14 protein-coding genes and 1 tRNA gene are annotated in these 15,278 nt (G+C 54.4%); 3 read left to right on the top strand and 12 right to left on the bottom strand.

Annotated features, from left to right (window positions below):
• Positions 1 to 19: 19 nt before the first annotated feature.
• The 11 genes from JUK32_RS23895 to JUK32_RS23845 all read right to left on the bottom strand — a co-directional run bounded on the left by JUK32_RS23895 (position 20) and on the right by JUK32_RS23845 (position 10,330).
• A complete protein-coding gene (locus tag JUK32_RS23895; RefSeq protein ID WP_204141381.1) occupies positions 20 to 1,459 on the bottom strand; it encodes a hypothetical protein in 1,440 nt (479 codons plus the stop codon).
• A complete protein-coding gene (locus JUK32_RS23890; RefSeq protein WP_204141380.1) occupies positions 1,450 to 2,916 on the bottom strand; it encodes an ATP-binding protein in 1,467 nt (488 codons plus the stop codon). The genes JUK32_RS23895 and JUK32_RS23890 overlap by 10 nt, the downstream gene beginning before the upstream one ends.
• Positions 2,917 to 3,016: 100 nt before the next feature.
• On the bottom strand, positions 3,017 to 5,692 hold the full coding sequence (locus tag JUK32_RS23885; protein ID WP_204141379.1) for a phospholipase D-like domain-containing anti-phage protein: 2,676 nt from the start codon (positions 5,690 to 5,692) through the stop codon (positions 3,017 to 3,019).
• Between the two features lie 45 nt (positions 5,693 to 5,737).
• Positions 5,738 to 6,172 carry a PIN domain-containing protein gene (locus tag JUK32_RS23880; RefSeq protein ID WP_204141378.1) on the bottom strand — a complete coding sequence of 145 codons (435 nt, stop codon included), beginning with the start codon at positions 6,170 to 6,172 and terminating at the stop codon, positions 5,738 to 5,740.
• Positions 6,156 to 6,377, bottom strand: coding sequence for a hypothetical protein (locus JUK32_RS23875; RefSeq protein WP_204141377.1), 222 nt, complete (start codon positions 6,375 to 6,377; stop codon positions 6,156 to 6,158). Before JUK32_RS23875 ends, JUK32_RS23880 begins: the two co-directional genes overlap by 17 nt.
• A 9-nt stretch (positions 6,378 to 6,386) precedes the next feature.
• The gene (locus JUK32_RS23870; RefSeq protein WP_204141376.1) at positions 6,387 to 6,554 is read right to left on the bottom strand and encodes a hypothetical protein; all 168 of its coding nucleotides are present in this window, start codon (positions 6,552 to 6,554) and stop codon (positions 6,387 to 6,389) included.
• Between the two features lie 80 nt (positions 6,555 to 6,634).
• The gene (locus JUK32_RS23865) at positions 6,635 to 7,924 is read right to left on the bottom strand and encodes a hypothetical protein (RefSeq protein ID WP_204141375.1); all 1,290 of its coding nucleotides are present in this window, start codon (positions 7,922 to 7,924) and stop codon (positions 6,635 to 6,637) included.
• 432 nt (positions 7,925 to 8,356) lie between these two features.
• Positions 8,357 to 8,429: transfer RNA gene (locus tag JUK32_RS23860), tRNA-Phe, on the bottom strand.
• A gap of 159 nt (positions 8,430 to 8,588) precedes the next feature.
• Positions 8,589 to 9,041, bottom strand: coding sequence for a PPC domain-containing protein (locus JUK32_RS23855; RefSeq protein WP_239113013.1), 453 nt, complete (start codon positions 9,039 to 9,041; stop codon positions 8,589 to 8,591).
• Positions 9,042 to 9,135: 94 nt separating this feature from the next.
• On the bottom strand, positions 9,136 to 9,351 hold the full coding sequence (locus tag JUK32_RS23850; protein ID WP_204141374.1) for a hypothetical protein: 216 nt from the start codon (positions 9,349 to 9,351) through the stop codon (positions 9,136 to 9,138).
• Between the two features lie 118 nt (positions 9,352 to 9,469).
• A complete protein-coding gene (locus JUK32_RS23845) occupies positions 9,470 to 10,330 on the bottom strand; it encodes a fructosamine kinase family protein (protein WP_204141373.1) in 861 nt (286 codons plus the stop codon).
• Positions 10,331 to 10,480: 150 nt separating this feature from the next.
• Between JUK32_RS23845 and JUK32_RS23840 the strand changes: the two genes are divergently transcribed.
• Positions 10,481 to 11,101: a DNA-3-methyladenine glycosylase gene (locus tag JUK32_RS23840; protein ID WP_204141372.1), complete on the top strand. Its 621-nt coding sequence runs from the start codon at positions 10,481 to 10,483 to the stop codon at positions 11,099 to 11,101.
• Between the two features lie 260 nt (positions 11,102 to 11,361).
• Positions 11,362 to 12,270, top strand: coding sequence for a phosphorylase (locus JUK32_RS23835; protein WP_204141371.1), 909 nt, complete (start codon positions 11,362 to 11,364; stop codon positions 12,268 to 12,270).
• Positions 12,271 to 12,636: 366 nt separating this feature from the next.
• Here the strand turns inward: JUK32_RS23835 and JUK32_RS23830 are convergent, their stop codons facing one another.
• A complete protein-coding gene (locus JUK32_RS23830; RefSeq protein ID WP_204141400.1) occupies positions 12,637 to 14,406 on the bottom strand; it encodes an NFACT RNA binding domain-containing protein in 1,770 nt (589 codons plus the stop codon).
• 492 nt (positions 14,407 to 14,898) lie between these two features.
• Between JUK32_RS23830 and remA the strand changes: the two genes are divergently transcribed.
• Entirely contained in the window at positions 14,899 to 15,156 is a 258-nt protein-coding gene (gene remA, locus JUK32_RS23825; RefSeq protein WP_204141370.1) for an extracellular matrix/biofilm regulator RemA, read from the top strand.
• The last annotated feature ends 122 nt before the right edge of the window (positions 15,157 to 15,278 follow it).

Raw genomic sequence — 15,278 nt, 5'->3', positions numbered from 1 at the left:
CTGTAAAGTTAGAGTGTAATCACTGACGCATGATCATCCGTAACACTGAGAACAACTTGGCTAAAGCGAGGCGACCATCGGCACTGCGCCACCAGCCCAAATAGAAAATTCCGAATCCGGCTAACCCTAAGCTTTTAATCCAATGGCGCTGCTGCCATTGGGCATAGGCGATAGCTAAATAAAACATGCCCCAGATGTAGCCGCTTGCAGTTTGGTAGGCCAAGCGGCGAATTTGGGTGGCACAGCGTAAAGCTTGAAAGGGCTGATGCAGTTCGCTGAAGCAATAGCTGAGATTAAACCAACAGATTGCTTCTGCTACTGGGTCTTTAGCCTGCTGAATGCCCGGAATAGCGGATTTGGTGCAGGCGATCGCTTGCGGCCAGGCGTTCATCCTCGCGTAGCAGGCCCCTTGAGCAGCCATGCTAATGCTGTAGTTACGCGAATTCTGAGACTCTTTAGCGGCTGCGATCGCAACCTCAAAGGATGCCAAGGCTGCTTCATATTGCTGAGTTTGAGCGTCCGCTGATGCCAGGTTGTGGGCCGCTTCCCAAATTTGTAGCGGGTTCCCCGCTGATTGCGCTATTTCCAGCTGGTGCTGAAAAGGACGACGATGCTTCTTCACCGATGACCAGCGTAAGCAGCTGCCCTCTAACCGCAGGAATAGTGATTGCTGCATTTCTGGCTCATCCAAAGTTTGGATTAGCTGCCACGCTTGTCGATAAAACTGGGTTGACTGCCGCCACTGACCGCACAAAAAACCGACTCGCCCCAGACCATCCAAGGCTAGAGATTCTTCCAAGTCATCCTGACAATGCCGCGCCAGCTGTAACTGTTGCTGATAATAGTGCCGTGCCTTGGGAACCTGCGCTTGGTAATAGCTATATAGACGCCCTAACCCGCCATAGCCTTTAACCAATGCCCGGGGCAATTGCAGCGTTTGCGCTAAGGCGATTTGTTGTTGAAAAGCCTGATGTGCTGCCTCATGATTACCCAACACGGTTTGTACCTGACCGATTTCATAGAGCAAAAAGCATTGCCATGACTCGCCGACTTGAGAGAGCAACGGCGACAGAAGTTCTAACGCTTCGTGATGATGTCCCCAAAACCAGAGTTGGCGATGGAGGGGATAACGCCCGAGCGGCATCCAGAGAATTTGCTGCGCGATTGGCCACTCCTGCAATTCAACCAAGTGATAATGCGCTTCTCGATAGCGCTGAGCCAGATCCCGATGATCCGCTTCCGGGGAGACATGACTAAACCAATAGCTGGCTGCCCGTAAATGAGCTTTCTTGCGCCAGGTCAGCCCAGCAGTCAGCGATCGCAGCTGTAACTGCTCCCCCAAAACCTGCGGGGACAACTGCTCGATCACGATATTTTGAATGCCCCAAATTTCCGCTAAGTCCCGACTCCATCGAGGCGGGCTGGGAGTAAGCTGAGGCGATCGCTGAGTTAGCCGCATGGTTCTAACCGAGCTAAGCGATCGAGAGCGGTGCATCGCACTAAATTATGGAGGCGATACTGCACTTGGTTGGGGTGGGGACGTTCTGGTTCCAAGAGAAAGCGGCGCTGGAGCGATTGGAAAGCATCAATTAAATTACCCCGCTGCACCTCAGGCATCATCAACATGAACCAGGCCTCGCGCTCCATGGCCGGTCGATAAATGGCCCCCATGCACAATAAACGATGCGCCAAAGAATCAGTCTGTTCTAAGCGATCTAAGGTGCGGGCCAGGCGCGATCGTACTAACGCTGTCAGGTCACAACTGTAGCTCTCCAGTCGGGGCGATGCCGAGGTCTGCTCATCCACCATCCACTGCCGAAACTGCTCCAACTCCACCCGATAATCTTGCCAATAGGCCATCAGGTTCCCGTTGTATGGCTCGCACCGCACCTCGCCCGCAATCACCTTGAGCGCCAGGGGATGACCTTCATACACGTCACTGTATTCCTGCAAGATCAGTTGCTGATCAGGGCCAATGGGAACCTGCCAAGCGGCGAACAACTGCGTAACTTCCGCCGATGGCAACCCCGTGAGACGATGCTCTGCCGTCCGAGTGGGATAACGACCTTCGAGCAGCGGGGAGAGCTGGAGTTGGGAGGTGAAAATGAGCGCACTCGCCATCGAGTCCGTCGCCAAAAAGGCTTCCAAAAATCGCTGTAAGGTGCGATCGCGAAACTGAGTCTGCCCTAGAGGATTGGTCTGAATCGCGACCTCTGCCATATCCAAAACCAGCAAATGTGCCTGGTCTTGCAGCGTTTGAATAACGTGAGGAATGGCTGCATTGAGATCCCGCTCATTACTCGTCGCTGCATCGCCAAGAATTGCCTGAGCGATCATGGCAAAATCAGCAGGGCTTTTTTCAGCAGGGCTTTCTTCGGCAAAGCGAATGATATGAAACCAGGAAAACTGTTGTTTCAACTGAGGACAATAGGTTAAGCGAGCAGCCAGAGAGGTTTTACCGATCCCCGAAATGCCGACCAACGAAACGATCCGAACATCCCTAAGTAATTCATCTAAAATTTGTTGAACCAAAGCCTGACGGCCTACCCAAAGAATGCGATCGCCTAAGACTTCAACTGTTATGGATTTGGGAGCCGTCCGCGATCGCTCTAGAATTTCGCGGGCATTCTTTAAGCCAATAGTTTCATCTGGAGCTAGTAAATCTAAATCATCGTTTCGCAAGGCTACCGTCAGTTGCTTCCAAAATTGAAACGCCCGCGATCGCTGAAATGCATTTCGCTTTAGATCAGTTGCATCTTTTTCAACTTCTGGAAGATCTCGATAGATTTCCTTATACCTATGCCCCGTCAAAGCCCCTCTGAGGAGATGTTTCTCTAAAGGGGTGAGAGATCTGCTGTAGGCTGCTGCAAAAGCTTCATTTGCAACGGCAATCAAAATTTCGAGCTGATTCTGCATGGAGTGCAACCCTGAAAGCTGCTATGCCTTAAGGGTTCCCAGGTACAGCACAGGACTGTAACGTTGATGTAGAAAAGCATTGATGTGTCCGCATTGCTGATTACCAGCCTTTGCGGAGTTGCTGCTGGCGATCGCGGCTATCCAGCACTTGCGAACAGGACTCCCAAGAGACAGCCTGAATCTGGTTATACTTCAGCTCGAAGGGATGTTGGGTGGGAACGGCGTTGATGGTTTGCTGGGCTTTCTCGATTTCCCCGAGGGCGACATCGACCCAGACATCTTCGAGGACATCGGGAATTTGGCCGAAGAGTTGGTAGGTGGTTTGGAGGCGATCGCTGAGCAGTTCGTGAACCCGATCTTCTACGGACCCTCGGTAACGCATGTTGTAGACCTTGACCACATCTCGAATTTGACCAATGCGCTGGATGCGGCCTTTGCGCTGCTCTAGTCGAGTGGGATTCCAGGGAAGGTCGAGGTTGATGAGGGTGCCCAGTGTTTGTAGGTTGAGCCCCTCGCTGGCTGACTCCGTGCCGAGTAAGAGACGGAGATCGCCATAGCGCACTCGGTCTTTCAGGTCGTTACGGTCTTTGCGCTCGAAGATACCGTTGACGATAACCCCTGACTTTTGCCCTCCGGCATAGAGTCCAATGGGTTCGCCTTCGGGTAAGTCTCTGGAGAGCCTCTCCCCAAGCCAATGAATGGAATCGAAGTACTGGGAGAAGATAATGCAGCCTTCCTCCAACCAGCCTTGGTTGACCAGCAAATCGAGGACAACCTGGTACTTCGGGTCGTCCTCTTTGTTGGCTTCCAGCTTATCCAGAAACTGTTGAAGGATATCTCGTTCTTTAGGCGTTAAGGATCTTGGCTTTTCCTGTCGATCTTCCTCGTCCTCTTCTTCTTCAATATCTTCCCAGGCACCCAGCATTTTTTCGGCGGTCTTAGCGCCGGCGTGGATAGTGCTGCCCACGCGGCGGAGTAGCAGGGTCTTGAGGAACCCTGAGCCTTGCATGCCCCGACCAATTAACTCGCAGAATTCTTCGGCCAATTCGTAGGCATCCTTGAGGTAAGGGGGCAGGCGAATAGCATCTTCGTCGCGATCGCCCAGCAGCTCGACCTTGACTGGCTTGAGGTAAGGCTCGTTGGTTTCAGGGTCGATTTCGTTTTCAAGGAAGTCGCGGGTGCGGCGGACAATGTGGCGAATGAAGGGGTTGTGGTGCTGAGTAAAGTCACGGGACAGTTTGCGGATGCGGGCTTTATCGGGAGCGTTGAGCTTTTCCCAGGCATCACCAGGGGCGATTGCAGTGTCGTCGCTCAGGTTTAGGGATCGGCGGATATTACGGAAGTCGATGCCCTCTGAGGCGGGCGGTAGCGGATTCCGGACCCAGCGCCAGCGCTCATCGTCTTCATCGGGCAAGGTGGATTCGCCCATGGTCATGGACAAAGCGCGATCGGCTTTGCGCCAGTAGCTCCAGGTATTACCAAGAACCGATTCATCGTTCTGAGCTAGTACGTCCAGTAAATCCCAGGCTTCCACGGGATAAAGCTGGACTGGGGTGGCCGTAGCGAGCAAGATGCTCTTAGTGCGATAAGCGATTTCGTAGAGAAAGGCCAGCAGGTTGTTGGGAGCTGGGGTTTCGGCTTCGCGATCGGGGCCAAGGTTGCTGCGTCGGGCGCGATGGGATTCATCGACAATGACGCACTCGTATTGGAGCTGTTTGAGATGGTTGGCGGCTTCGGATTTGCTGGTAATCAGCCCCTGAGAAACAATGCCCACGCGCCGGGGACATTTCCGAATGCCCGCCGGGCCAGAGGCCAGATATTCTAAGCCGTTTTCGTCTATCCACTGGCGACCGTTCCAAACAGCACTGGGCATTTCAAGTAGGCTATTGAGTTCCCCTTGCCATTGAGTCAGGAGGGGTTTGGGAGCCAGCACAAGGATAGGCTTGTCGCCATAAAGAGCCATAAGCATCGCCGAGAGCGCTAGCTGCATGGTTTTGCCTAAGCCCACCATGTCGGCCAGCACGAAGCGGGCACCGTGGGGGCTTTTGTGGGCATCAAAGGCGAGTTTGACGAAGTACTTTTGGTGGGCCCAAAGGCCAAATTCTTTACGGAAAACAGGGGTCTCAATGATTGGGGAAGCCGGATCGGCCTCTTCGCGCCAGACCTCGACGCTGGGGTAGACTTTGCGGTGGGCAATGCGGCCAATGTCTTCGACGACAAAATCGGCGAGGTCGTAGGCGAGGTGGTGATGCCAGAGGGCATCGAACTCTTCTTGCACCCATTGGACGACTTCAGGAGAATCGTCTTCCCAGACCAGTTCGTAGTGGAGTTTCCAGGCTTCGCGGGTTTCGTTGGTGCTGCCCATGAAGGCGGTTTGGCGACCGTCAGCCAGGGTGATGACGCCAGCTTTGCCGTGAACTAGACCAAATTTTTCGCGGGGTAGGACGCGGATGTGGAGCTTTTGGGAGCTGAGCAGATTGTAAAGACGCTGGAATCGAGGCTTGGCTTTTTCGCCATACTTTTCGGGTTCGGCAGCGCACCATTCGCGACGTTGCGCAATTTTGGCGGCTTTAGCAGTCTGCACGTCCTGAAGGTTGAGGTCAGAGTTACAGATGACGCGGATGGTGCCCTGGATGGTGTCTAGGGCTTCGCCTGCCACTTCGAGAATGGAGGAACGAAAGTAGCCAGCGATGAGATCGTAGGATTGGGCGTTTACCAATCGCTGGTTGAGGAAGGTTTGGTCGAGGCGATCGCGGCGGGAGGAGTAGCGCAACATGAGGACGCAGATGAACGGGGATGGACGCAGATGGAGGACAACTGATTAGCTGAACGGGTTGACGATCGCGAGTTGGTCGAAGACGACCAGGCCGTTTTGCATGTCTTCTGAGTAGAGGGTGCCCACGTTGGCGGTGAGAGCAGCGGCGATGATGAGGCCGTCCCAGAAGGAGAGGCTGTAGCGATCGCGCACCTGGCTGGCCTGGATCAGCAGGGATTGGCTGGGAGCAATGACCTGGCAACCGTCGTAGAAGCTCTGAATCAGGCTTTGGATTTGGGATTCGGTGAAGCGGGCTTTTTTGATCAGGTTGACGCTGACCTCGTTGATGACCTGGGTGCTGACGGCGACGTTGGGAGAATCAATGAGGCGGTTTGAAACTTGGGCTTTAGTGAGGTCGTCTGGGGTGAGCTGGACTTTTTTGAGGAGGGCGTATAGCCAGATGTTGGAATCTAGGAAGTAGAGATCAGAGGCTACGGTCATGGGCTTCCTCTCGGGTGAGGGGCGTGAAGTCTGCAACTTCGACGGGGTTGTCGATCAACTCGGCGATGAAGCCGGTTTTGGCGGTTTTACGGGGGGTGAGGATGGTGACTTCGACCTGATCGGTATCCGTCAGGGCTTGCTTATATTCGTCGGGAATTTCGATGATGCCGTTTTTGATGGGGGCTTTGAAGGAAATGACTGACATGGTGTGACCTCAGCGGGAAGAATCGGTTTGAGTGGGATCGGTTTGAGTGGCGCGATAGGCAGCAATTTCGCTTGAGATGTCACCTTCGGCGAGGGTTTGCGCCTGGGGCAGGGCTTGGGTCTCTTTAAAGAGTGCTTTTAGGGCTTGTATCTGTCTGGCTTGTGGCGTTTCATCCATCGGGCGATTCTCCTTTTATCTTAATTAGCTCGCTTAAAGTTGCTCTCTCATCTGCGTCCATCCGTGTTCATCGGCGTTACCTACACGCTGTCGTTTTCGACGGCTCCGGCGAGGAGTTCTGCGGAATGGGCGTCGGTGGCCCAGTGATCGATCGCGTAACGGAGATTGGCGAGGTAGTTGCAGATTTCGATGAGGTTTTTGCGGTGACTCCAGTAGTCGGGGACTTCGGCGCGGAGCCAGCTTTTGCCTTGTTGGGCGTCTTCGGTGCGGGTGACTTCGCGGATGGCGAAGAGGGCGTGACGGACGAGGAAGAGGCCGAAGCCTGCGTCACCGAGGTTTTTGGTGGCGAATTCGGTGGGGGTTTTGAGGCGGGTTTGGTTGGCTTTGCTGCTGTGGAGAAAGGGCTTGTAGTCTTTGAGGCCAAAGCCGCGAGCGAGTTCTTGGTAAGCGCCATCGCGATATTCGCCGTGGCTCTCAATGTCTAACCCTTTGAGGTAGAAGCGCTCTTCGGGGGTGAGCATTTTCCAGACGAAGGAGTCGAAGCCTTTGGGAACGAGGTAGTCGCAGGCGGTTTTGACGGCTTCGTCGATGAGGCGTTCGATGGGGGATTTTTCACTTTTTTTGCGGGGGCGGGATAGCTCGTGGGCAACGTCGATGTCTTCGATTTGTTTGTATTGAGTGAGCACGCGCAGGGCGGCGGCATAGGCCGCGAGCTGGTAGTCGGTGTCGCCAAAGTTGGGGTCTTCGTCGTCATCGAGTTGCAGCATGGAGTCGAGCTGCTTTTGCACTTCGATCTGGACGAGGGGGGTGATTTCGTCGAGGAAGACGACTTGGTCGGAGGTTTGCTTACGCAGTACGAGTAAGACAGTGCCCTGAACGTAGTTGCCGACTTTGAGGGCGGAGCTGGTTTCGGTGGCGATGCACCAGGCGGCGCTGACTTGCAGGCCAGAGGCCCAAAGGATTAGGGCGAGGTCAGCCCAAACGGCGGCGTCTTGGTGGGTGAACATGACGACTTGATAGCCGTTATCTGGCATGTGCTTAGCAAGATTGGCGTAGCAATCCGCCATACTGATGCGGAAGTTTTCGTCTCGTCCGGTAATGGCGAGGGCGCGTTTGCTGTCGGAGTACCAGTCAGGGAACAGGCGAGTCAGTTGCTTGTCGTACCAGGCCAGGAAAAACTCAGAAAGCTCATGGTAATTGATGGCATCAGCGTAAGGAGGATCAGTAATCCATGCATCGAGTGTGTGGTTACAAGTTCTCGCATCCTGAGCTAGAGCAACCGCTGCAGGCAGGTCAAAATTACCCAACTCTAAGCAATAATCATGAAATCCTGAAGCGCCCTGGACTCCATACTGAATGTTGGTATTCAAAGCTTGATTCGCAAAGGTGTTTCGGATGCCATCGCGAGAAGCATCAACTCCACAAAGTTTTGAGTTGCGCTCTATATATCTCCCGATAGAAAGTAAACAAGCTACAGATTCATGAATAGTCTTTACCTTTGACAGTTCCTCAAAACAAAGACCGATGATTAATAGACTTGTTGTGAAATAATGCTCAGCAGATTGTTCCAAAGACGGCCTCCCTCCTCCCTCGGCTAAGCCGCCTTTCGCTGCCCTTTAAGCGTGCATTAGCTTCCTTGATGTACTAATCAATCGATTTCTTAGGCATCGGTATCTCTTACTAAAGTCTTACTAAAAACACCCAGAAACTAAGTAGATCTAGTACAGACTTTCTACAACTCGTAGTTGCACAGAGTAGCCCCGAAACCCTTGAGGCCAGGTAATCTGAGCGAAAATTTAAGATGCCAGGAGGCGGGCTTGAACCGCCGACACGAGGATTTTCAGTCCTCTGCTCTACCAGCTGAGCTATCCCGGCTTAAGCGCAAAACCTAAGCGCTTGATTAAGATAACAGACCCGTTGAACCAACAGCAAGCATTTTTCTGAAAATTGGCGAATTTGCTGGGGTGAGGGCGATCGCCCCGCCCATCCCACTGCATATCACGCCTGCTTGGGTTTCCCATTGCCCAGCTGTAGTTAATCCACCGGACGCAGGCGGGCCACCTTGAGCAAAAATTCGCCCGACCCTTGGCCCGCGTAAGAGCGCACCCGTACTGTATAGGTGCCGGATTCGGTGATGCGGGCAAACAGTAGGGAATTGGTGGTGCCGTCGGGGCCGTCATCATTCTCACCCACGGTGGTGCCGTCAGGGCCGAGCAGAGTGATCAAGGTATCAAACTCTTCAGAAATCAGGTCGATCGCGACTTGGTCACCATCTTCGAACTGAACGGTGTAGTCTCGGGCAAAACCGCCGACCCCCGTGGGAATGTCGTTGTCAGACAGGGTATCGGTGATTTCTCGATTGCTAGGCAAGGGAATGGGACTATAAACCGAGCTTTGAGCCTGGACTTTGACGGCAGTGAGGCCAAGGGTGCAAGCTACGGCGAGTGGCATCCATGCCCATGAACCAGCGGAACGAGATAACTTCATAGATTTCTATTAAAAGAAGATTTCCTGTGACATTATGGCTCAGCTGAATGAAAATGCAGCCCTAAAGCTACCAGCTGATCACATTTGCAACACTTTATCTGGGTATATCAGGCTTGTAGTAATCGTCTTTGGTCGGCGTTTGAGCGCCCCCGTCGGGGTTAATACAGCCAGGTTTATTGACATATTTGCAAACCCGCGCCCACAGTCGGGCTCGGTTGCCTGGCGGCCCCGCCGAAAACTGGACACGATCGCCCCCGACTATACCAACTAGAATTTTGACGCCACAGACCGGGCAGGTTTGAGTTTCCATGAGGTCATTGCAAGAACTCGACTGCACTTATCATCTCAAGAATTGTGAGTTTTCGGTTAACGGGGGTGGGGCAACTAGCTCGATTCCCTGCCCACCAGGCCGGTGGGGATTGCTAGGGTCAGCGCAGCAGGCGATCAACCATGCTCTGCGCTTGGGAGCCGTAGCCGCCGCCAAACAGGTTGAAATGGTTAATGATGTGATACAGGTTATAGAGAATTTTGCGGGTTTCGTACCCGGGCGCTAGCGGATAGGCGTCGTTGTAACCCTCGTAAAAGGGTTGGGGAAAGCGGCCAAAGAGTTCCGACATGGCGATATCCACCTCGCGATCGCCATAATAGGTCGCCGGATCTAAAATCACGGGGGTACCATCCGCCGTCACCGATGCATTGCCCGACCACAAATCCCCATGTACGAGCGATGGTTCTGGGGTATGCCCCGCCAGCAATGAAGGAACTGCCGCCATTAGCTCTGCTTGTCGTCGAAAGTTGCCCCGCCGATTGGCCAGTTGAAACTGGTAGCGCAGACGATGCTCGACGTAAAACTCGACCCAGTTTGCCGTCCAGGGATTTTTTTGAGGCGTATCACCGATAGTGTTATCGCGCTGCCAGCCAAAGCCGAGATCGCTCGTCACTCGGTGCATGGCGGCCAAATCTTGCCCCATTTGATACCACGAGTCGCGACTGCTGTTGCCCAGGGGCAGATACTCCATCACGATGTAGCAAGAACCGTTAGCCGTGCCCCAGCAAATCGGCTTTGGCACCCGAATGGTACGGGTCTCGGCCATTTCCCGCAGGCCCAACGCTTCGGCCTCAAACATGGCGTACTGGCTCGCTTGGTTGAGCTTCAGGAAATAGTCGCGATCGCCATCCGAAATTCTGAAAGCCTGATTAATGCTACCGCCGCCGATGCTCCGGCGATCTTGCAGATCAAATGGCTGCCCCGTCGCACGGGTAATGTCTTGGGCAATGGTGTTCCACATAGGCAAAATCGGCAAATCGAGTGACCGTGGGGCGAACCCCAAAAGTTTTGTATCCTGCTCTCATGCAACATCGACACGGGCCTTGAGTCAAACCCCAGTCATGCCCACTGCTGGCGATGTGTCACCCGCAAATCTTCCTGCATCCTTTTTATGACCCCTTCTTCGCCGACATCTGCCTTATCTGCCGCGTGGTTGGGACGACCGTCTCCAGTGGTTGCGCCAGATTTGGTGGGCTGCACTCTGGTGCGCGAGTTTGCCGATGGCAGTCAATATCGCGGCCTGATTGTGGAAACCGAAGCATACGCCCCGGATGACCCAGCTTGTCATGCCTATCGCCGCCGCACCGCCCGTAATGAAGTGATGTTTGGGCCACCGGGGAGCTGCTACGTTTATCTCATCTACGGCATATATCACTGCATCAATGTGGTGACCGACGCCGACACGGTGCCAAGTGCCGTCCTTATTCGCGCCCTCGACCTCGATCGCTTGCCCCCGTGGGTCGATGAAAAGCAACGCCAAAAGCCCGCTCGTGTGGCCGCTGGGCCGGGCAAGCTGTGCCGCGTGCTGCAAATCGATCGCACCCTCAACGGTATTCACCTGACGGGGGGCGAGCCGCTCTGGCTGGAGCCGCGATCGCCCCAGTGGACGCAGCAGTTCGCCACAGGTCACCCTCAACTGGTGCAAACTACCCGCATCGGCTTGACTCAGGGAATCGACTTTCCCTGGCGCTGGTATCTGGCCGATTGTCCCGCCGTCTCGAAAAAGGGGTAGCCCTGGCCTTGCAGGATAAGATAATAGCCGCCAACTTGTGAGTGAGCGCAGCGGTCATCAAGTAACCAAAGGGCTTGCGCATAAAAAAGATCCCCATGAACCGAGTTTCGACTCCGCTCAACTCTCGATACTGGTAGGTTGAGCAAAGTCGAAACCGGATTGAACGGGTACTTTTTTAGTTGCAGATCCCCAACGACTTACTTTACGGGCGCTGCACTCGCCCGGTAGGTTAGCAATAATCCTCACGACAGTCTGAATTCATGACTCAGTTTTCCGCCGCCGTGCCCGCAGGGTTGTGGCCGCTAGTGCAGCAGACGACCACTCAGGCTTTGGCCAGTGGGGCATTAATGCCGATCGCCACCCACACCCACACCCTGGCAGATGGCGGCATTCCGTTTGTGGTGCGACTGGTGGATAGTCTGGCCCGCAAAGCCCACCATGAAAAGGCCCAGCGCGATCGCCCGTCCCGCCAACCCGCTAATCCATTTCTGCCGTATGAACCCGCTTTATTTGTGGCGGATTTATCGCCCACCCATGTCTGTTTGCTTAACAAATTCAACGTCGTTGAGCATCACCTGCTCGTCATTACTCGCGACTACGTGGCCCAAGAATCATGGCTCACGCTAGAGGATTTTGCGGCCTGGGCGCGCTGCATCCAAGCGATTGATGGCCTGGGATTCTACAACAGTGGGCCGATTTCCGGGGCGAGCCAACACCATAAGCATCTACAACTGGTGCCCTTTGCCGATGATGACGGGACCGCGACGTTGCCCATGGCCCAAATCCTTCCGCCCCCGTCCACCGCGAGCACGCCAGCATTCCTAAGTTCCCTTCCCTTCCAGCACCGCTGGCAGCCTCTCCATCTCGACTGGCGACAAGATCACCACAGTCTGGGAGCACAGTTGCGCTTGACCTATCGCCATTTACTCGCTGCCCTTGGCTTGACGCTGACCACGCCCCACCCTGAGCAGCCCTACAATTTATTGCTGACCCGTGACTGGATGATGGTGGTGGCGCGATCGCGACCCGGTTATGCTGATATTGGCGTCAATAGTCTAGGCTACGCCGGCTGGTTACTCGTCAAGACCCCGGCAGAACTCGAAAAGCTCCGCCAGATTGGCCCCCTCAACCTGTTAACCAAGGTGGGCATCCCTGTACCCGAGTCTTAGCGGTGCCCCCATCTGGGCCGCCAATCAAAGAACAAACTTTTTTGACGGTTCTGTATGAACGGTTTTTTGAGTCGCCGGGGCTGACAATGAACGAGGTTCGCCAATAAAAAGCCGACTTCGTTAAAAGTCGGCCTAAAAAAAATAGTTGCTCTCTCAAGTGGGAGGAAACGACGTCTCTCCAAACGTCCATGAAGCGGTGTTTCCCGATTCATCTCTCTCACCAAAAAGCATTGTATCAAGCCACACAGTTTTTTTGTCATAAAACTTCAGGGTTTTTGTAAGATTGTCTTAGGGGCTTTTGGGACAATCATGGCTTTTTGGTAGTTTTATCTGATATATGCTCATGAAACCCTGACAGCGATCGCGTCAGGTGGCGACTAAAGTTGGCTCTGACGCGGCTGAATTTTCCAAAAGTTGAGCGTTGAGCTTGGTCGGCTGTCCCCACAGCACGGTTTCATGGGTGTAGGTCACCATGCCCGGCAGTGCGCCCTTGGGTTTATACACATGCCTCGGCTGAGTAAAGACGACGGGCACTTGGTCAGCCTGCTGGGCGCGACTGTAATAAGCCGCCACGTCAGCGGTGAACTGGAGATCCTCATCCGTGGGTACTTGTCCCGCATCCAAGCGCAGCAGCACGTGGCTACCGGGAATTTCTTGGGTATGAAACCAGAGATCATAATCAGTGGCCGCTTTCGAAATCAGCAAATCATTTTGGCGGTTGTTGCGACCCACCCAGACCTCCAAGTTGCCGGGGGTCTGAAACTTGCGAACGTTGAGCGTGTCCTTGCTCGTTGGCGAACCCGGTCGATAGGTCGGGTCTTCTAGATAGGCTTGCTGAATGAGTTCATCGCGAATTTCTTGCAGGGCGCTTAAATCAGGGGCGGCCTCGTATTGCTCCAGGCGTTGCACCGCTGCGTCTACCTGATCGAGATAAGCAATTTCGGCCCGCACTGCCTGCAATAGTGGGGTGATCGCCTGGCGCGATCGCTTCAATTTTTGATGTTTTTTATAAATTGTCTGGGCATTTTGGATGGCATTTTTCTCCGGGTTGAGGGCGATCGTCACCGTTTCCCCGGTTTCAAAGTCGGCCAACGCCATCGATCGCATCCCCGGCTGCCACTGGTAGTTGTAAGCCATCAGTAGATCCGCCTGTTGTCGATAGTCATCCGCTTGATCCGCCTGGGCTAACCGCTGTGCAAAGGTCGCCTCCTTTTGACGCAGCTTCTTCAACAGGTTCTTGAGCCGCTGGGTGAGTTGATTCTTCAGCCGATTAAATTCCTGACGGTTCAACTCATCGTGGTAATAGTCCCGCAGTAGCGTCTGCACATTCGCCTGGGCTGTGCCCGCTGTGGTTAACACCGAGTAGCCCGCGTCTAATACATGCGGTGAAAAATTGCCGCCCTCTAACCGCTGGAGCCACCCTTGCCACTGGGCAAACAGCCGTTCCCACTCAAGCGGGGTCAACGCCTCTACCGGCTGCTCTAGTGACAAGTCGGCTTGGGCTGCTAAATCGCGCACCAGGGAAGAACTTAAGCCGCTGTAGGCTTTGAACAAGGCTTGTTTTAGAGTGGTTGGCAGCAGGGCCACCCGTTCTTGCCACCGCGATTGGGGTTCATCCAACCTGGGGAAAGGGCCGGGAATCGCCGGGGGGGGAGTATATTGCGCTCCGGTGGCAATGGGTCGCACGCTGGACTGCTGCTCAGACACCTGGTGCGCTGCCGTGACAATTTGATTGCGGGCATTCACCAAAATCACGTTGCTATACTTGCCCATGATTTCAACGTACAAGTGCCACTCGACTGGATCGCCCGGTCGCTGGGCAAACGCCAGATCCAGCGCCCGTTCCCACGGGGCGACGGGGGTAATGCTGACCAGGGCATAGCCCCCCAACTGATGCTTGATCTGTTGGCTAAAGGTGAAGGTGTCGGGGACTCGGGGGGGCGGTGTGTCGATATGGAGTCGGGCCGCCTGCGGATGCCAAGAAATCGTTAACCAACCCCGTTGCTTGAGGGTGCGGAGAGCGATCGCTAACGTCATCGCATCCCGCTGAATTACCTGCTCACACCGCGCGGGCAGCCACTCATCCCGCAGCTCAGCACAGGCGGCCATCAAAGTTGTGAAATCCACTGGTTGCATGGCTGACTCTCCTGCTGACTGACGCGATGCCGCGAGCTCGACACGCTCCAGGCGGTGGCTCACGGTCGATTTATCCTGAGGGGTGGCCCCTTCTCCCAACGCTAATAAGACCACAATGAGTCGGGCATAGTGCTGAAGCAAGCTTGTGCGTGGGTGGTGGCGGTGCCCTTTGTCGCTTCCTCTCGGTCAGCGCTCCCCAATAATTATGGTACAAATCGCCAGCGATATTTGCCGGTGGCGATTTGTCGTCACCGCCGCAACCACTTCTGTGCTTGCTGCTTGCTGGCTTTGTCGTTAGGATGAGGCGACAAAGCTTCAGCAAAATTTGATTGATTATCAGCCGTTGGTGCTTGAGAGTTTTGACGGGGTGAACGGCCAAATTATCTATCGCGATTAGGGTTGGATAGTCGAATGGCGACTCTTGAGAGACTGCTAGCAATTGACTGATACTCAGTGAATGATTCGGCTTGTCGGTGCTCGCCAGGATGATGTATGGATATCAAGCTGATCAATATTGGATTTGGCAATATTGCCTCGGCCAATCGGGTGGTGGCGATCGTGAGTCCGGAGTCAGCACCGATTAAGCGAGTCATTGCGGAGGCCCGCGATCGCGGGCAGCTGGTGGATGCCACCTATGGTCGCCGCACCCGCGCCGTCCTGATTATGGACTCCGGCCACGTCATTCTGTCGGCTATTCAACCGGAAACCGTCGCCCAGCGATTTCTCGCCCCCAAAGACCCGGCAACCTAAGAGACTTGCGCGAAAAAAAGATCCCCATGAACCGAGTTTCGACTGCGCTCAACTCTCGATACTGGCAGGTTGAGCGAAGTCGAAACCGGATTGAACGGGTACTTTATTTAGTTGCAGTTCCC

Source organism: Halomicronema sp. CCY15110, from assembly GCF_016888165.1.
Lineage (GTDB): Bacteria > Cyanobacteriota > Cyanobacteriia > Phormidesmidales > Phormidesmidaceae > Halomicronema.
The sequence above is the reverse complement of the archived record's forward strand: the minus strand, read 5'-3'. Positions and strand labels throughout refer to the sequence as shown.